This window comes from Ectothiorhodospira shaposhnikovii, from assembly GCF_022227765.1.
Classification (GTDB): Bacteria; Pseudomonadota; Gammaproteobacteria; order Ectothiorhodospirales; family Ectothiorhodospiraceae; genus Ectothiorhodospira.
Genome location: NZ_JAJMLZ010000001.1, coordinates 334,319 through 350,417 on the forward strand (window position 1 = coordinate 334,319; position 16,099 = coordinate 350,417).

At 64.5% G+C, this 16,099-nt stretch carries 16 protein-coding genes; 5 read left to right on the forward strand and 11 right to left on the reverse strand.

Features of this window, described 5'->3' with window-relative positions:
• Nucleotides 1-4: 4 nt before the first annotated feature.
• The 3 genes from LQD11_RS01605 to LQD11_RS01615 form a co-directional block, all read right to left on the reverse strand.
• Nucleotides 5-754, reverse strand: a complete 750-nt coding sequence (locus LQD11_RS01605) for a DUF1365 domain-containing protein (RefSeq protein ID WP_238615944.1) — start codon at nucleotides 752-754, stop codon at nucleotides 5-7.
• Complete coding sequence (locus LQD11_RS01610) at nucleotides 751-2,094, reverse strand: NAD(P)/FAD-dependent oxidoreductase (RefSeq protein WP_238615945.1); 1,344 nt, start codon at nucleotides 2,092-2,094, stop codon at nucleotides 751-753. The genes LQD11_RS01605 and LQD11_RS01610 overlap by 4 nt, the downstream gene beginning before the upstream one ends.
• Before the next feature lie 150 nt (nucleotides 2,095-2,244).
• A complete protein-coding gene (locus LQD11_RS01615) occupies nucleotides 2,245-2,424 on the reverse strand; it encodes a hypothetical protein (protein ID WP_238615946.1) in 180 nt (59 codons plus the stop codon).
• Between the two features lie 51 nt (nucleotides 2,425-2,475).
• Between LQD11_RS01615 and folE the strand changes: the two genes are divergently transcribed.
• Nucleotides 2,476-3,057 carry a GTP cyclohydrolase I FolE gene (folE, locus tag LQD11_RS01620; protein WP_238616143.1) on the forward strand — a complete coding sequence of 194 codons (582 nt, stop codon included), beginning with the start codon at nucleotides 2,476-2,478 and terminating at the stop codon, nucleotides 3,055-3,057.
• Between the two features lie 40 nt (nucleotides 3,058-3,097).
• On the opposite strand, the gene LQD11_RS01625 is transcribed toward folE, so the two are convergent.
• A complete protein-coding gene (locus tag LQD11_RS01625) occupies nucleotides 3,098-4,555 on the reverse strand; it encodes a cryptochrome/photolyase family protein (protein ID WP_238615947.1) in 1,458 nt (485 codons plus the stop codon).
• Nucleotides 4,552-5,526 carry a MerR family transcriptional regulator gene (locus LQD11_RS01630; protein ID WP_238615948.1) on the reverse strand — a complete coding sequence of 325 codons (975 nt, stop codon included), beginning with the start codon at nucleotides 5,524-5,526 and terminating at the stop codon, nucleotides 4,552-4,554. Before LQD11_RS01630 ends, LQD11_RS01625 begins: the two co-directional genes overlap by 4 nt.
• 66 nt (nucleotides 5,527-5,592) lie before the next feature.
• Between LQD11_RS01630 and LQD11_RS01635 the strand changes: the two genes are divergently transcribed.
• The 3 genes from LQD11_RS01635 to LQD11_RS01645 all read left to right on the forward strand — a co-directional run bounded on the left by LQD11_RS01635 (nucleotide 5,593) and on the right by LQD11_RS01645 (nucleotide 7,204).
• Nucleotides 5,593-6,372 carry an SDR family NAD(P)-dependent oxidoreductase gene (locus tag LQD11_RS01635; RefSeq protein WP_238615949.1) on the forward strand — a complete coding sequence of 260 codons (780 nt, stop codon included), beginning with the start codon at nucleotides 5,593-5,595 and terminating at the stop codon, nucleotides 6,370-6,372.
• On the forward strand, nucleotides 6,369-6,809 hold the full coding sequence (locus tag LQD11_RS01640) for a nuclear transport factor 2 family protein (RefSeq protein ID WP_238615950.1): 441 nt from the start codon (nucleotides 6,369-6,371) through the stop codon (nucleotides 6,807-6,809). Before LQD11_RS01635 ends, LQD11_RS01640 begins: the two co-directional genes overlap by 4 nt.
• Nucleotides 6,810-6,892: 83 nt before the next feature.
• Nucleotides 6,893-7,204 (forward strand): hypothetical protein, encoded by a 312-nt coding sequence (locus LQD11_RS01645; protein ID WP_238615951.1) that lies wholly within the window; start codon nucleotides 6,893-6,895, stop codon nucleotides 7,202-7,204.
• A 42-nt stretch (nucleotides 7,205-7,246) separates the two neighbouring features.
• On the opposite strand, the gene LQD11_RS01650 is transcribed toward LQD11_RS01645, so the two are convergent.
• The 4 genes from LQD11_RS01650 to LQD11_RS01665 all read right to left on the reverse strand — a co-directional run bounded on the left by LQD11_RS01650 (nucleotide 7,247) and on the right by LQD11_RS01665 (nucleotide 12,252).
• Nucleotides 7,247-9,604 carry a putative bifunctional diguanylate cyclase/phosphodiesterase gene (locus LQD11_RS01650; RefSeq protein ID WP_238615952.1) on the reverse strand — a complete coding sequence of 786 codons (2,358 nt, stop codon included), beginning with the start codon at nucleotides 9,602-9,604 and terminating at the stop codon, nucleotides 7,247-7,249.
• A 77-nt stretch (nucleotides 9,605-9,681) separates the two neighbouring features.
• Entirely contained in the window at nucleotides 9,682-10,179 is a 498-nt protein-coding gene (locus LQD11_RS01655; protein ID WP_238615953.1) for a DUF302 domain-containing protein, read from the reverse strand.
• 14 nt (nucleotides 10,180-10,193) lie between these two features.
• Nucleotides 10,194-10,673: a C40 family peptidase gene (locus LQD11_RS01660; protein ID WP_008932705.1), complete on the reverse strand. Its 480-nt coding sequence runs from the start codon at nucleotides 10,671-10,673 to the stop codon at nucleotides 10,194-10,196.
• 13 nt (nucleotides 10,674-10,686) lie between these two features.
• Nucleotides 10,687-12,252, reverse strand: a complete 1,566-nt coding sequence (locus tag LQD11_RS01665) for a bifunctional aminoglycoside phosphotransferase/ATP-binding protein (RefSeq protein WP_238615954.1) — start codon at nucleotides 12,250-12,252, stop codon at nucleotides 10,687-10,689.
• An 87-nt stretch (nucleotides 12,253-12,339) separates the two neighbouring features.
• Here LQD11_RS01665 and mrcB point away from each other — a divergent pair, with 87 nt between their 5' ends.
• A complete protein-coding gene (gene mrcB, locus LQD11_RS01670; protein ID WP_238615955.1) occupies nucleotides 12,340-14,667 on the forward strand; it encodes a penicillin-binding protein 1B in 2,328 nt (775 codons plus the stop codon).
• Between the two features lie 52 nt (nucleotides 14,668-14,719).
• On the opposite strand, the gene LQD11_RS01675 is transcribed toward mrcB, so the two are convergent.
• Both LQD11_RS01675 and LQD11_RS01680 read right to left on the reverse strand, forming a co-directional pair.
• Nucleotides 14,720-15,751 (reverse strand): agmatine deiminase family protein, encoded by a 1,032-nt coding sequence (locus LQD11_RS01675; protein WP_238615956.1) that lies wholly within the window; start codon nucleotides 15,749-15,751, stop codon nucleotides 14,720-14,722.
• 28 nt (nucleotides 15,752-15,779) lie between these two features.
• The gene (locus LQD11_RS01680) at nucleotides 15,780-16,073 is read right to left on the reverse strand and encodes a hypothetical protein (RefSeq protein WP_008932709.1); all 294 of its coding nucleotides are present in this window, start codon (nucleotides 16,071-16,073) and stop codon (nucleotides 15,780-15,782) included.
• Nucleotides 16,074-16,099: the final 26 nt, after the last annotated feature.

Genomic DNA, 16,099 nt, shown 5'->3' on the forward strand with positions numbered 1-16,099 from the left:
CTCTTCAGGACGGCGTCGGCTTGCTGTAGTACTGTCCACCTTTCCACCAGATCTTCAGGGCATGCCAGTGGATGGCGGCAATGACCTTGAGGGTCATGAAGGGAACGGCGACCGTCGCCCTGAGCAGTTCACCGTCGGTGAGGGGACGGGCGTGGCCGGTCTGAGCCGCGGACAGCATCAGTCGGGAATCCTGGTATTCGTGGATCAGGACATTCAATGCCTCATCGGGCTCCGACAGCCGGAACTGATAGCGGGCGTCCATCTCGATGAAGGGGGAGACGTAGAACAGCTTCTCCTGTGAGGCGCGCACCGGCCATGTCATGGGGGCACCGTCGGCGTGCAGGAGATAGTGATGGCAGTCTCCCAGGGTGTTGCTGACCTCGCAGATGATGGCCCGCAGACTGCCGTCCCGGTGCCGGCAGTACCAGAGGCTCAGCGGGTTGAAGGTGTATCCCAGCACTCTGGGAAAACACAGTAGCTGCACCTGTCCCCCTTCCAGGTCGATCCCTGCCCGGCCCAGGCAGGCATCCACCCAGGGTCGCCAGGGCGACCCGTCACGGGGGCCGTGATCGCGAACATTCAGGCTCAGCAGGTTGAAGCGGTTGACCGAAAGCAGGCGCAGGGATCGGTCCAGATCATCCAGCCGGTCCACGTCCACCAACAGGCTGAAGACCCGGTAGATGAAGCGATATTCCACCGGGAACAGCCGGCGGTGCATGACCCGGGTGCGGTAGAGGCGGTGAGGTTGCGTCATACCTCGGATGCCTCGACCCGGGGCAGGGTGCGAACCGGCAGGGCATTTTCGGCCTGGGGCGCCACGGTCCAGGGTGGATTGACACCGAGCTGAGCGGCCACCTGCAGGGCGGAGCGCAGTCCGTCTTCGTGGAAGCCGTAGCCGGTCCAGGCACCACAGAACCACAGTCGGTCACGGCCCTGGATCGTGGGCAGGATCCGCTGGGCGTCCATGGCCCCCTGATCGAAGACCGGGTGGTGATAGATGATCTCCTGTATCACCTTCTCCGGCAGTGGTTCTTCCAGAGGATTGAGGCTGACCAGGTATTCCTCCGGCTCGTCCAGGGCCTGGAGGCGATTCATCCAGTAGGTGACGGAAACCTCGTTGGCCGGGGCATCGGTCAGACGGTGACGGGCCAGGTAGTTCCAGGAAGACCAGACCTTGCGCAGCTTCGGCATCAGGCGGGTGTCGGTGTGCAGGATGGTCCGGTTGGGCTGATACTGGAAGGCCTTCAGGATCCGGGTTTCGTCCTCGGAAGGCGCTTCCAGCATGTCCAGGGTTTCGTCGGCATGGCAGCCGAACACGACCTGATCGAAAAAGGCCTCCGAGCCATCCTCGATGATCAGGCGGATCCGGGCTTCCTGACGCTGCACCGCCACCACCCGGCGGGCCACATGGACATTCTCCGGCAGGGCGGCAAGCATCTTTCTCACGTATTCCCGACTGCCGCCGGTGACGGTGTGCCACTGGGGGCGGTTGCTCAGGTCCAGCAGGCCGTGATTGGCAAAGAAGTTCAGGAAGGACAGCAGCGGAAAGTCCAGCATCTTGTGGGTGGGGCAGGACCAGATGGCCGCGGCCATGGGCAGCAGGTAGTCATCCCGGAAGCCGGGTCCGTAGCCCTCATTGAGCAGATAGCCCCCCAGGGTCATGTCCGTGCTGGTGCCGGTTTCCAGCAGGCGCTTGCCGGCCCGGTTGAAGCGCATGATATCCGCCAGCATCCGAAGGAAGCGCGGACTGGTGAGGTTGCGGCGCTGGGCAAACAGGGTATTGAGGTCCGATCCTGCATATTCCAGGCGCCCATTGCCCACCGAGGCGGAGAAGGACATGTCGGTGGGCTGGCTGGTGATGCCAAGGTGCTGGAACAGGGCGGTGAGGTGCGGATAGTTGCGGTGGTTGAACACCATGAAGCCCGTGTCCACGCCGCGGGGGCCGTTGCGTCCCGGTATGTCCACCGTGTTCGTGTGTCCGCCGATGTAATCATTCCTTTCGAACAGGGTGACGTCATAGTGACGGGACAGCAGCCAGGCGGCGGCCAGTCCGGAGATGCCTGCACCAACGACGGCGATACGTTCACGGGCCATGTGCTCATTTCCTCAGATCTGGAATTGTTCTTATACATTAACTGTACAAGGATTGTAAAATGCTGTACAAGCTAACTCGGGATACGTTTGCACGGCCTGCGTGCCGCCCTCGGCCGGGCCTGACAGAGTGGTTCGACACCCGATGCCGCGTCAACGTTCCTGATCCGTGCCGACGATACCGATTGCCGTGCACGCCCCATTGGCGAGCATAGCTGCTAGAACACTGGAAGCCAGCATCAGCAAGGCCGGGAAAGCCGGAACACCTGTGAAGATGGTTTGAAAAAGGCAACGCACCACTTCCTCCGGGACGGTGGTCATTTCATGAATCATCAGGAGATCAAGACCATGAAGCCAGTTGCGCAGATTGCCGGAGACGGCACCATGAAAGCCCCGCTCAAGCTGATGTCGGCCGAGGCCCTGGCGGACCATTATCGGAAGATGCTGGTGGGTCTGGGTGAGGACCCGGAACGGGAGGGCCTCAAGGGCACGCCCTTGCGGGCCGCCAAGGCCATGCAGTACCTGACCCGGGGTTACCATGAGTCACTGGAAGAGTTGGTCAACGGCGCCCTGTTCGCTTCCAGCAGCGACGAGATGGTGCTGGTGAAGGACATTGAGCTGTATTCCCTGTGTGAGCATCACCTGCTGCCCATCATCGGCAAGTGCCACGTGGCCTATCTGCCCGACGGCAAGGTGCTGGGGCTATCCAAGGTGGCCCGCATCGTGGACATGTTCGCCCGTCGGTTGCAGATTCAGGAAAGCATGACCCGGGAGATCGCCCAGGCCATCATGGACGTGACCGGTGCCAAGGGCGTGGCCGTGGTGGCGGAGGCCCGTCACATGTGCATGATGATGCGGGGGGTGGAGAAGCAGAACTCCACCATGGTGACTTCGGTGATGCTGGGCACCTTCCGGGAGGATGCCCGTACCCGGTCGGAGTTCATGGACCTGATCCGTCGCGGCTGAGAGTGACGGGTTCACGTGGGAGAGAGGCGTGACGGGGAATTCAGGGCGTCCCCGATGCTTCGGACCGCGAGGCGCCCTTGAGCTGCTCCCATGCCGCCAGGGCCGCCTTGCGACTTTCCCTCAGGTCGACCCGCGGGCGCGGATACTCCCTTGGCACTAGGCCCGCGGGGGCGGTCCAGGGAGCCTGTAGATACCGATCCGGCAGAGGTTTGAGCTCCGGTACCCAGCGCCGGATGTACTCACCCCGGCCATCAAAGCGCTCTCCCTGCAGCACCGGGTTGAACACCCGGAAGTAGGGGGCAGCGTCAGCCCCGCAACCGGCGGTCCATTGCCAGCCCAGGGTATTGGATGCCAGGTCGGCGTCCACCAGGGTGTCCCAGAACCAGCGTGCCCCCGTCTGCCAGGGAATGCGCAGGTTCTTGACCAGTAGCGAGGCGACGATCATCCGTACCCGGTTGTGCATCCAGCCCGTGTGCCAGAGCTCCCGCATCCCGGCGTCGACCAAGGGGATGCCGGTGCGACCCCGTCGCCAGGCTTCCAGATCCGCCGCGTAGTCCCGGGCATCACGCCAGGGAAAATCCGCAAATCGTTCATCCAGCGGTTGTTCGGGTGTGTGGGGGAAATGAAACAGCAGGTGGAAGGCGAATTCCCGCCAGCCGATCTCCCGCATGAAGGCCTCCAGCGAGGCGCCGGCGGCGGCCCCCGCTCCCTGCGCCTGCAGGCGCCGGCAGGCCCGGATCAGCTGTCTTGGGCCGATTTCGCCGAAATGGAGATGGGGCGACATGCGAGAGGTGCCCGGTTGTCCCGGCAGGTCCCGGTCGGTCTTGTAGGTCAGGACGGCGCCCGCCAGAAAATGTTCCAGTGCCCGGTGGGCACCGTCCTCGCCCGGCTGCCAGCAGGCAGCCATGCCCTGGTCCCAGGGAATGCGGGGCAGCAGATCAAAGAATTCCAGGTGATCGCCGTCGGGCCAGCATGTCGGCGCCGTGATGGATTCCGGTGTGGTTTCCACGTCATCGGGGAGCCCCGTGGCGCAGCAGGCCTTCCAGAAGGGGGTGAACACCCGGTAGGGTTCGCCGCTCTTGTTGCTGACCGTCCAGGGTTCGAACAGCAGGGCGCTGTTGAAGCTCTCCGCCACCAGTCCCCGGTCCTTCAGGGCCGCCTTGATCCGGCGATCCCGTTCGATCAGAGCGGGCTCATACACCCGGTTCCAGAGTACCTGCCCGGCCCCCGTCTCGTCGACCAGCCGCAGGAGCGTTTCCAGGCTGGCTCCCCGGCGCAGGATCAGCCGTGAGCCCGCTGCCTCCAGGGCGCGGGAGAAGGCGACCAGACTGTGATGCAGCCACCAGCGGGAGGCGGCCCCGGGGGACCAGGGGGCTTCTTCCTCCGGTGCGTGGATGTAGACAGGGATCACCGGCAGCCCTGTCCGCAGGGCGTGGGCCAGGGCCGGATTGTCCGCCAGGCGCAGGTCGCGGCGCAGCCACAGCAGGATGGGTTTCATGGGGATTCCATGGGGGAGTTCGATGGCTGGAGACGACTGCCGATGTGTTCGGCGGCCGCTTGGGGATCCGGGGGCAGCAGGTGAATGCCTCGGCCATGCCAGGCCGACGGGAGGTGTCCGTTGTCTGTCAGGGCCAGGAAGACCGGGATGCTCAGGGTGGTGGCCCACGGTTCAAGCTGCGCGGCCCGAGGGTGCTGTCCGCACAGGACCATGCCCGCCGGTGCGACCTGGCGGGATAGGGATTCGATGGCCGCCAGAGAGACCGGGCCCGAGAGCCGCGTGACCCGCAGCCCACGGATGGCGAGCAGCAGAGACAGCATGAGCAATTCCAGGTGATCGGCTTCATGGGGCAGGGGGGCAATGCCCAGCAAGGGTCCGGAGCCGTGGTGCAACTCATGACGCAGTCGGGAACACAGGGCTTGGCAGGCCCAGGCCTGGAAAAATCGGCTTTCCGCCTCTGCCTCGGCGCCTTGAGCCGTGTGTTGTGCCAGGGCCTGGTGCAACGGGTGGATCAGGCGGCATATCACCTGTTGAGGGGGGAACAGGGACATGGCATCGCCATAGACCTTTTCCAGTCTCCGGGTGCTGAATTGCCGTACTGCGTGTTCCATCCGATAGCGGTAGTCCCGCCAGGCATCCGCCGTGATCCGGGGCGAGGCCGTCTGTGGTGTCACGACAGGGGAGGGTGTTGATGCGGTGGCCGGGGACAGGTCCTGTTCCAGTACACCACGAATCCGGCCGATGGAAATCCCCTGTTCCAGAAGGGCTAGTATCTGTTGGATGCGTTCGATGTCCTGGATGCTGTAAAGCCGGTGTCCCTTGGGTGTCCGCTGGGGCGAGATCAGCCCATGGCGTCGCTCCCATGCCCTCAGTGTCACCGCGTTGACACCGGTGACCGAAGACACGGTGCGGATGGGGTAGAGCCCGTCTTCGTCCGAAGCGGGAATGGGGAGAGCCGGAGCAGGATTCATGAGCAGGATTGTACAATCGTTGTATAATATTTGTGTAGACCTTTGCGGGACAGGAGGAAGACGGTAATGAATCAGGTACAAACCGTAACGACCCCACCGCTGGTCTGGCTGGTGGGGGCCAGCACCGGCATCGGCAAGGCACTGGCCCTGCGTCTGGCCGCCACCGGTCGGCGCGTGGCGGTGACCTCCCGCAGCCGCGAGCGGTTGCAGGCGCTGGCGGAGCAATCACCGGTACCCGGTGCCATTGAGGTCTTCCCGGGAGACGTCACCGATACCCGGGGACTGGCCGACGTGGCCGCGCAGATCGAGTCCCGGATGGGTCCCATCGGGACGGCCATCTTCAACGCCGGCGACTATGAGCCCATGGGCCTGGAGGACTTCGATCCCGACCTGTTCCGGCGCATCATGGAGGTCAACTATCTGGGCGTGGTGAACGGACTGGCGGCGGTGATGCCCTTCATGCTGTCACGGGGCGAGGGGCGGATCCTGGTGACCGCCAGCCTGGCCGGCTATCGGGGCTTGCCCAGGGCCGCGCCCTATGGGGCCTCCAAGGCGGCGGTGATCAACATGGCCGAGTCCCTGCAACCGGAACTGGCCATGCGGGGGGTGCAGCTGCGGGTGATCAATCCCGGGTTCGTGAAGACCCCCATGACCGACAAGAATCGCTTCCACATGCCCTTTCTCATGGAGTCGGACGCGGCCGTGGACGCCATCATGAAGGGGCTGGAGGGCAAGGGTTTCGAAATCAGTTTCCCTCGCCCCTTTGCCCTGATCATGAAAAGCCTCAGAATATTGCCCCATCGCCTCTTTCTGGCGCTGACCCGACGCATGGTGGACGGCCGATGAGCGAATCAATGGATGCATGGGCGCGGCGGTATGCCGAATTTTTCTCTCAGCTCAGGGAGCCGGATCTGGCCCGGCTGGACGAGTTCTTCACGGCGGATGCCCGCTTCAAGGACCCCTTCAACGACGTGACGGGGCTGGAGCAGATTGCCGCGGTGTTCCGGCACATGTTCCGTCAGTGTCCGGCCCCGCGATTCTATGTGCATTGCTGGGCCGTCCAGGGCAATACGGCCTTTTTCCACTGGCGTTTCATGGACCGGGACGAGGGTGCCGACGGCCGGCTACATCTGGACGTGGACGGCATCAGCCGGGTGTTGTTCAACGACGAGGGCAAGGTCTTCAGCCATATCGACTACTGGGACCCGGCCGAATACCTGTATGACCAGATCCCCCTGCTGGGCGGCCTGCTCCGGTTTGTGCGGCGCCGGATCGGGAGTTGAGCCGGCGGGCGAGGAATCTTTGGCTTGAATCCGGGTCCAAATCGGCTATACCCTGCAAACGACTCAAGCTTGAGGCTGGTATCATGTCCGACCCCATTCGTTCCCAAGCCCTTTCCGGTGACCGCCCCTTTCTGTTGGGTGGTCTGGTGATGCTGACCGGGCTGGTGCTGACCCTGCAGACGCCCGTGTCACAGGACGCCATGGCCGATCTGTTCAGCGGCATGGAGAGCCCCACCCTGGCCCGGACCCTGGAGATGTGGCCCGGCAACCCGCCCCCCTGGATGGACGGCGATCAGTTCATGACCGAAGAGGTGGAAGAGTTGCCGATGCTGCTCGGGGCCGATCGCCAGTCCCATGACGGCGCCGCGGCCTTGCGGGAGCGCCCCGTCAGATAGCCGCCAATCCCGGGCCGTGACGGCCGCTCGCGCGGGTGGTCATCACGGCTCGGCGGAAAGGGATGATCCCGCTTGCGGGCCAAGCAGTTTTTCACACTGCTCCGGGGGGAGTGGCCGGCCGTAGAGGTATCCCTGTGCCTGCTGACATCCCCTCTCCTTCAACCAGGCAGCCTGTGCCGGGGTCTCGACGCCCTCCGCCACGCAGATCAGGGACAGGCTCCTGGCCATGGCCAGCACCGCCTCGGCAACGGTTTCCGCTTCTTCTCCGGCCCCGGCTTCCAGATCCTGTACAAAACGCTTGTCAAGTTTCAGGGCGTCCACCGGGAAACGTCTCAGATAGGCCAGGGAAGAATAACCGGTACCGAAGTCATCCACGGACAGTGAAATACCCAGTTCCACCAGCTGCCGCAGCACGGAGACCGCGGTGTCCATGTCTTGCATCAGGCCGCTTTCGGTCAGTTCCAGTTCCAGGGCTTCGGCGGGCAGTCCCGACTGTGTCAGCGCCTGTTTCACCCTTTCCAGCAGGTCCGCCTGGTAGACCTGCACGGTGGACAGGTTGACCGCCATGGTCAGTGTCGGATGACCGTGTTCCCGCCAGTGCTGAGCCTGACGACACGCTTCCCTCAGTACGTAATCTCCGATTTCAATGATGGTACCGTTAGCCTCGGCCCTGGGGATGAACATGTCCGGGGGGACGTTTCCCCGATCAGGGTGATGCCATCGCAACAGCGCTTCCACACTGACGACAAGACCCGTTTGCAGGTCAATCTTGGGTTGGTAGTGCAGGGTGAACTGCCCTTCCTTCAGTCCTTTTTCCAGGTCATGGTCCAGTTGCTTGAGCGCGGTGTGATTGGCCAGCATCACCGGTTCATACGAGCGGAACTGCCGCCGGTGGTCGGATTTGGCATGCTCCAGCGCGAAGCCGGCCAGGGCCAGCAGTTCAGTGGCGTGTTCGGGGTAGGGCGGGCAGGTGATCAGGCCGGCCTTGCCGCTTGTGTCGATCCGTCTTTGCCCCACCTTCAAGGGGGCGTCCAGCACTTTAAGAATCCGCTCCGCGAAGGCTGCTGAATCCCAGGAACCCGGTTGGTGTTCGGTGAACAGGGCGAACTGGTCACCATAGATCCGGGCCAGCAGTATGTCGGGGGGGTTGGTGACCCGGATGTTGTCGGTCACCTGCATCAGTACCTGATCCGCCACCGACTCGCCCCAGATCCGGTTCACGTCCGCAAATCCCTTGAGGTCCAGCAGGCAAAGGGTGCATGGGGTGTGGGTCGACCTGGCGGATTGCAGTCTTTGCTCCAGCAGTTCGGTGAAGTAACGTCGATTGGGCAGGTCCGTCAAGGGGTCATGGCGGGCCATGTGAGCGATCCGGTCCATGGATGCCTGATGCATCCTGTATCGGTGGACGAGATCCCGGGCAATGGCGACCGAGAGCCCCAGGCTCAGACCCAGCAACAACAAAATCGTGCTCAGCAGCACGATGACCTCATGCTGGGCCCGTTTCCGGGCGTTCCCGGCCTGGGTCATGATTTCCCCGGTCAGGGTTATCTCAAGCTCCAGCAGGGCATTGATCCGTTCGGTGGTGACATTGAACCATCGAACGGCGCTCAGGTATTCGGGTTTGGCCGCCACGCCGTAATTGAGGATGGCCGCGCGCGCGGCCAGCAATTCCTGATTGGCCGGTTGGGCCTCGATGGTGACGAGGCGGTCGGCCAGATGGGGTGGTGCGAGCGCCATGAACTGGCCGCGATGATTGCCCTGAATGGCAACCGCACTGACATAATGCTGGAACACCAGTGAATCCGGTTCCCGTGCGCTCAGCCAGGCGCTGCCCAATGCCCGTTCAAGACCTGAATACTCCTTGAGGAGGAGCAATGGCCGGTAGGCCGTGATGAGTTTTCGGATATCCGCGTTGGGCAGTGTCTCGGGGATGTGGGTGGCGATCAGGATCGTCGCCTCCACCAGGCGGTTGTAAAGGAGCAGGGCCTCGACAGGCTCCAAACCGAGGTGATCCACCTCGACGCGGTGGTTTTCCAGGTGATCCAGATCGATCAGCAGCCTTCCCATCAGTTGCTGAAGGACGGGGTCTTCGATATCCAGGGCTTCTCTTGCCAGGGGCATGAAGCGCGCCATGCCGGCATCCGTGCTCCGGCGGGCTTCTTCCAGAATGATCTGGAAATCGTTGTCTCGGGCGCTCAGAAAACCCACGGAACTGCCCCGTTCCGCCTGCAGCGCGTGGATCAGTCGCTTGCTCTCCAGGGCGAGACCGGCGACAGCCAGGCCCTCGGATACATCATGGCTGAACTGTTGCCGGTCAAAGAGTGCCATCCCGGCGATCACCATGAAGGCGATGATGGGGGCGCCGATGGCCAGGCTGATGCGGGGGCCAAGTCGATCCATGAGCCCTCCGGAGGGGGGTGATCCACTGATGCCGACAGTATCCTGCGTCGTTGTCCGAGTGTCCATACCGACCCCGCTTAGAACGCCAGCGCCTCCCGAACGATCTCGTCCAGCAGGGTATCCACCGCTTCCAGGGCCTCCCGGGATTGCGCGTCACCCGGCAGGGTGGGGCGCCGGTAGGCCAGGTGGATGGTGCCCGGTGCATCCGCCAACTCGTACACGCTGATGACGTAGGGGCAGAAGACGATGTGGTGAGGTTCGGCCTCCATCATGCGCCGCGACAGCACGGCACTGCAGAACTCCAGGGCCTCGGCCTGGATGAAAATCGCTTCCCCGCCGATGTCCGCTCCGGTGCGGGAGAGCATGGCGCCGATATGGGCCACATTGTTGATGACGATGCCGCGGTCGATGATGGCCATCTCCAGGGCTTCCCGGTACAGGGCATAGTCGCCCTCGATGCTATAGACCTTCAGGTGTTCATTCACGATCCTCGGCTCCACGGCCTGGACGGGCAGGCCCAGGGTCAGGCAGCCCAGCAGGACGAGGCACAGGGCACGGACGGACGTCGGCATCATGGTCGGGCGCTCCTTCAGGGTGAGTAGAAATGGCCGGCATGCAGGAACCGCCGGCTCCAGTAGGGATGATCCAGGTCTTCCGTGGTGACGGGCCGTCCGCTGGACGGGGCGTGTACGAAACGTCCGTCACCGATATAGATGCTCACATGGCCGGGACCGGCACGGCCGGTGCGAAAGAACAGCAGGTCACCTGGTGTCAGTGCCTGAGTCGAGATCCGCCGTACGCCCTCACTCTGGGTGGTGGTGGTGCGAGGTACCGGGATGCCCGCGTGATGGTGGGTGAACCACACCAGTCCACTGCAATCGAACCCGTCCTCCGGTGATGTGCCGCCGTATCGGTAGGGCTTGCCCACCATGGACAGGGCATGAAACACGACCTGAGAGCGCTGGGGGTCCAGGGTCTCGGGGTCCGCGGGCGGACGTGTCGGGCTGGTGCCGCAGGCCCCCAGCAGCAGGGTCGCGGCAACCAGGGCAAGGCGAAGCCATGGACTCATCGGATTTGCCTCGTCAGTTTGATGGGGTATACAGCAGTTCCCGTATCTGATTCACCGGTGGGGGGTGGTCTGCCCGGAGGGTGATGACGGGCTCATCCGGTCCCAGCGGGTCATGGTGTTGCAACTGCATCTCCAGCACTTCCAGGTCGGCGTCCGAGGCATCATCGCCCGCGGTCATGCGGCGGGTGATTCGTTCCCGCAGACAGTCCGGGTCCGCCTGATAATCCAGCACCCGAAATGGAACACCCAGATCCCGGGCCAGGTCGGCAAACCGGGCGCGGGCGTCCGCCTTGAGAAAGGTGGCGTCCACGATCACCGGGTATCCGGCCCGGAGCAGCAAGGTGGACAACGCCGCCAGCCGGTCGTAGGTCTGGGCGGTTCGGTCCTGGTTGTACAGGCCCTGCTGGTACTCGTCCTTGCCGCGCTCGTGGGCATCCATGCCCGCCAGGCGCTTGCGCTCCACGTCGGAGCGAATGCGGATGGCGCCGGTGGCTTCCACCAGAGGCTGACTCAGGGTGGTCTTGCCGCTGCCGGAAAAGCCGTGGTTGATGAACAGGGCAACCGCGCCCGGCCGGGTGAAGCGCTCCGCCAGTTGCAGATAGTCACGGCAGGCTGCCGTGGTCGTCCGGACCTCCGCATCGGACAAGTCCGGCTGGTCCAGGCGAATGGCGGCCACCTTGGCCCGCACCATGGCCCGATAGACCTGGTAGAAACGCAGCAGGGGCATGCCTTCGTAGTCTCCGGTGGACGCCAGCCAGGCATTGAGAAACCGGTGGGCATGGGCTTCCGCGCCCCGGTCGATGAGATCCATGGTGAGAAAGGCCACTTCGCTGATGATGTCGATCCAGCGCAGGGCCGGATTGAATTCAATGCCGTCGAACAGGGTGGGTTCCCCGTCCACCAGGGCGATGTTGCCCAGGTGAAGGTCGCCGTGGCACTCGCGGATGAAACCGTCCCGATGCCGTTGCTCCAGCAGGGGGGTGAGTGCCCGGTGTTGTGCCCGGGTCCAGGCTTCCAGGCGCGCCAGCGGCGCAAGATCCAGCCCGACCGGCCGCAGGCCCCGGATGTGTTCGAAGTTCTGCAGCATGGGGGCCAGTACCTGCGCCGGGCGGCCATGGTCCCGGGTGGCCGGGATGTCGGCGTGGAAGCGAGCCAGCCGGGCGGCAATGGCGTCCATCAGGTCCGGGGTCAAGCGCCCCCGGTCATGGAGATGATCCAGGGTATCGTCGGGATCAAAGCGGCGCATGCGCACCGCATATTCGAAGACGGGGCCGGTGCCGTTGAAGGCGGGGTGCGTCGGATCGCCGGAAAAGGCGACGACGCCATCGTATATCTTCGGCGCCAGACGACCGTTCAGGCGCAGTTCCTCTTCACAGAAATGCCGTCTTTGTTCGAGGCTGGAAAAGTCCAGAAATCCCAGGCTGACCGGCTTCTTGATCTTGTAGGCAAACTCGCCTGCCAGCAGCACCGTGGAGATGTGGGTCTCGATGCACTGCACCTGCGCCACGGGATGGGGATAGGCCGCCGGATGCTTCAGGCTCCGGATGAGTGTCTGTTGCGTCGTCTGGTCGGGGTGCATGAGGGTGTGAACAGGCTCCGGATGGGAAACTGGATTCAAGGGTATAGTGTAGGGCACGAAACCGCAGCCTTCCTGTCGATCAGAGTCATGACCAAGACCCGCAAGCCTTCCACCTCCAGCCGCCCCGGCCGCGGCAAGGCGCGTACCCGTACCGCATCCCGCAAGGGCGGCAAGTCCCGTCCTCCCCGTCGGTTCCGGCTCTGGCCCCTGCTGCTGGTGATCCTGGTGGTGGGAGGGGTGTTGCTGGGGCATCACGCAGTGCAACTGGATCGACAGATCCAGGCCCAGTTCGAGGGTAAGCGCTGGGCGCTACCGGCGCGGGTGTTTGCCCGCCCCCTGGAGCTGTACGTGGGGTTGCCGCTGGATGCCGATGCCCTGGTTCGGGAACTGAGCCTGCTCCACTACCGGGAAGGGGATCGGGAAGGCGAGTATCGACGTCAGGGGAACAGCCTGGTGATCCGTACCCGGGGGTTCCCGTTCGCCGATGGTCATGAGCCGCCGCGGCGGGTCCGGGTGAGCTTCGGCGGTGGTCAGGTCTCGGCCCTGGAGGATCTGGACGCCGGCGGACCCGTCTCGCTGCTGCGTCTGGAGCCGGCGCTGATCGCCAATATCTATCCCTCCCACGGGGAGGACCGGGTGCTGGTGCGCCTGGAAGACGTGCCGCCGGCGCTGATTCAGGCCCTGCTGGTGGTGGAGGACCGCAAGTTCTACCGGCACTTCGGGGTCGACCCCATGGGCATTGCCCGCGCCGCCCTGGCCAATCTGCGCGCGGGACGTACCGTGCAGGGGGGCAGCACCCTGACCCAGCAGCTGGTGAAGAACTACTTCCTCACGCAGGACCGTACCCTGGCGCGCAAGTTCGACGAGGCCATCATGGCCCTGCTGCTGGAACGGCGCTATGACAAGAACGAGATCCTGGAGGCCTACCTGAACGAGGTTTATCTGGGGCAGGACGGCGCGCGCGCCATTCACGGCTTTGGTCTGGCCAGTCAGTTCTATTTCCAGCGCCGTCTCAATGAGCTGGAGGTGGCGGAGATGGCCCTGCTGGTGGGCATCATCCGCGGGCCGAATTTCTATGAACCCAGGCGGCGTTCGGAGCGGGCCATGAACCGTCGTAACCTGGTCCTGGGACTGATGGGACAGGCGGGATATCTGAGTGCGGATGAACTGGCCGGGGCCCAGGCCCGGCCGCTGAATGTCAGCGCCCAGGCCCCGTCCGGTGTCAGCCCGTTCCCGGCCTATATCCAGCTGGTGCGGGAGCAGCTGCGTCGGGATTATCGGGATGAAGACCTGCGGGAAGAGGGGCTGCTGATCTTCACCACCCTGGATCCGATGGCCCAGCTGGCGGCCGAGCAGGCCCTGACCCGGGAACTGGACCGGCTGGAGCGGGAGCGGCGTCTGGAGGCGGGGAGTCTGCAGGGGGCGGTGGTGGTCACCAGCGCGGACAATGGCGAGGTTCTGGCCCTGGTGGGAGATCGGCAGATGCGTCAGGCCGCCTTCAATCGGGCCCTGCAGGCCCGTCGGCCGGTGGGTTCGGTGATCAAGCCGATGGTCTATCTGGCCGCCCTGTCCCGGCCGGAACGTTTCACCCTGGCCACCCTGCTGGATGACGAGGCCCTGACCGTGCGTCTGGAGAACGGCGATACCTGGACCCCGCGCAACGCCAATCGTCAGTACCATGGCTGGGTCACCGCCCAGGAGTCCCTGGTCCAGTCCTACAACATCTCCACGACCCGGCTGGGTCTGAATCTGGGCATCGCCAACGTGGTGGATCAGCTCAACGCCCTGGGGCTGGAGCGTCGGGTGCCGCCGTTTCCCTCGCTGGTGCTGGGGGCGGTGGACATGACGCCGCTGGAAGTGACGGCCCTCTATCAGGGGCTGGCCTCCGGTGGCTACCAGGTCCCCCTGCGGGCGATCCGGGAAGTGGTGGATCGGGAGGGTCAACTGTTGCAGCGTTACCCCCTGTCCCTGCGCCTGGCGGCGGATCCCGAGGCGGTCTATCTGGTGACGGCGGCGTTGCATGAGGTGACCCGCGGCGGTACCGGTCGCGCCCTGCAGCGGCGGCTGCCGGCGGATCTGCCGGTGGCGGGCAAGACGGGCACCACGGATGAGCTGCGGGATGCCTGGTTTGCCGGCTACAGCGGGGATGTCCTGTCCGTGGTCTGGGTGGGGCGGGATGACAACCAGCCCACCGGGCTGACCGGTGCCAGCGGCGCCCTGCCGGTCTGGGGCGAGGTGATGGCCCGGGTGGCCCGACGGGGGCTGTCGCAGACCCCGCCGGAGGAGATCGAGTGGTTGCTGGTGGACCCGGCCTACGGTCTGCGGGCATTGGAGCAGTGCGAGACCGCGCGCTGGATGCCGTTCATCCGTGGCTCGGCCCCCCGGGAGTATTCCCCCTGCGGGATGATGCCATAGCCCCGTTCGCCGGCGGACAGGCTCCCACAGGGACTCAATAAGCCATCTTTTGTCAGTCGATGGCGGCCGGCAGTTGCATGGTCACGCAATGCAGACTGCCGAACTGATGGATCAGGGGGCGGCAGTCGATGCCCACGATCTCCCGCTCCGGGAAGGCTTCCGCCAGGCGGGTGAGGGACACCGCATCGGTTGGATCCCCATAGGTCGGCACCAGCACCGCCCCGTTGATGATCAGGAAATTGGCATGGGTCGCCGGCAGTCGCCGCCCTTCCTCGTCATGAATCGGGGCCGGCAGGGGCAGGGGGATCAGCCGGTAGGGCTTGCCCTCCGGGGTTCTGAAGGCCTCCAGCTCCGCCGTCATCGCCGCCAGGGGGGCATGGTGGGGATCTTCGGGGTCATCGCAGACCACATGGGCAATGGTGTCGGGGCTGCACAGCCGTGCCAGGGTGTCCACATGGCTATCGGTATCATCCCCCGCCAGATGACCCTCGCTCAGCCACAGGATCCGCTCCACGCCCAGTTCCCGCCGCAGCACGGCCTCGATGCCGGCTTCGTCCAGATCGGGATTGCGGGTGGGCGTCAGCAGGCACTGACGGGTGGTGAGCAGGGTGCCCAGACCGTCCGACTCGATGGAACCGCCTTCCAGCACGAAGTCCACCGTGGTCAGGGGCAGATTGCCGAAGGCTCCCTGTTGGTGCAGTCGACGGGTGACGGCGTTGTCCGCCTCCGCCGGGTACTTGCCGCCCCAGCCGTTGAAGGTGAAGTCCAGCATCAACGGGGCGCCGTCGGCCAGCACGGTGATCGGGCCATGATCCCGCGCCCAGGTATCGTTGGCGGGAGCCAGCCCGGTGATCACCCGGGTCATGTCCACGCCCGCCTCGGTCAGACGCCGACAGACATGGGCCTCGTGGGTCTCATCCTGACAGGTGACCACCAGGCCCTGGCGCAGGGTGACTTCATGGGCGATCCGGCAGAAGACCGTTTCGGCTTCCTCCAGGATCGGTGCCCAGTCGGTGTCTTCATGGGGCCAGGTGAGCATCACGGCGCTCTGAGGCGCCCACTCGGGGAGCAGGGTGCGGGACATGGACGTATCTTCGGGGGTTATGCGGGGATCAGGGATGCGGGGCTCGGCTGCCGCGCACCACGGTGTGAATCACGTAACGGCCTTCGAAAACCACGGAAAAGTCGTGGTAGTCCCAACGGGTGATGGGAGGCCGGCCCACCGTGGGATGACGGACTTCGGGTTCGCCATGGCGATGGAGTACCGTGTTCTTGTGCATGCCACGAACGGGCTGTTCCGGTTGCTGTACCACCCGGGGGGTGCCGTCGGGCATGACGAGGATGTCGGCGGTCGCGGTGGATACCATGAACAGGGCCCCGGCAAGGACTGCACAGAAGGCGGGCATTCTTGGCATCATGGTCTCCGGACTGG

Excerpts from the sequence above, each read along its gene's own strand:
- LQD11_RS01665 (WP_238615954.1), bottom strand. The coding sequence starts at position 12,252 with ATGCACCCCGACCAGACGACGCAACAGACACTCATCCGGAGCCTGAAG.
- LQD11_RS01675 (WP_238615956.1), bottom strand. The coding sequence starts at position 15,751 with ATGTCCCGCACCCTGCTCCCCGAGTGGGCGCCTCAGAGCGCCGTGATG.
- LQD11_RS01680 (WP_008932709.1), bottom strand. The coding sequence starts at position 16,073 with ATGCCCGCCTTCTGTGCAGTCCTTGCCGGGGCCCTGTTCATGGTATCC.
- LQD11_RS01645 (WP_238615951.1), top strand. The coding sequence starts at position 6,893 with ATGTCCGACCCCATTCGTTCCCAAGCCCTTTCCGGTGACCGCCCCTTT.
- folE (WP_238616143.1), top strand. The coding sequence starts at position 2,476 with ATGAAAGCCCCGCTCAAGCTGATGTCGGCCGAGGCCCTGGCGGACCAT.
- LQD11_RS01650 (WP_238615952.1), bottom strand. The coding sequence starts at position 9,604 with ATGGATCGACTTGGCCCCCGCATCAGCCTGGCCATCGGCGCCCCCATC.
- LQD11_RS01660 (WP_008932705.1), bottom strand. The coding sequence starts at position 10,673 with ATGAGTCCATGGCTTCGCCTTGCCCTGGTTGCCGCGACCCTGCTGCTG.
- LQD11_RS01655 (WP_238615953.1), bottom strand. The coding sequence starts at position 10,179 with ATGATGCCGACGTCCGTCCGTGCCCTGTGCCTCGTCCTGCTGGGCTGC.
- LQD11_RS01630 (WP_238615948.1), bottom strand. The coding sequence starts at position 5,526 with ATGAATCCTGCTCCGGCTCTCCCCATTCCCGCTTCGGACGAAGACGGG.
- LQD11_RS01635 (WP_238615949.1), top strand. The coding sequence starts at position 5,593 with ATGAATCAGGTACAAACCGTAACGACCCCACCGCTGGTCTGGCTGGTG.
- mrcB (WP_238615955.1), top strand. The coding sequence starts at position 12,340 with ATGACCAAGACCCGCAAGCCTTCCACCTCCAGCCGCCCCGGCCGCGGC.
- LQD11_RS01615 (WP_238615946.1), bottom strand. The coding sequence starts at position 2,424 with ATGATTCATGAAATGACCACCGTCCCGGAGGAAGTGGTGCGTTGCCTT.
- LQD11_RS01640 (WP_238615950.1), top strand. The coding sequence starts at position 6,369 with ATGAGCGAATCAATGGATGCATGGGCGCGGCGGTATGCCGAATTTTTC.
- LQD11_RS01605 (WP_238615944.1), bottom strand. The coding sequence starts at position 754 with ATGACGCAACCTCACCGCCTCTACCGCACCCGGGTCATGCACCGCCGG.
- LQD11_RS01625 (WP_238615947.1), bottom strand. The coding sequence starts at position 4,555 with ATGAAACCCATCCTGCTGTGGCTGCGCCGCGACCTGCGCCTGGCGGAC.
- LQD11_RS01610 (WP_238615945.1), bottom strand. The coding sequence starts at position 2,094 with ATGGCCCGTGAACGTATCGCCGTCGTTGGTGCAGGCATCTCCGGACTG.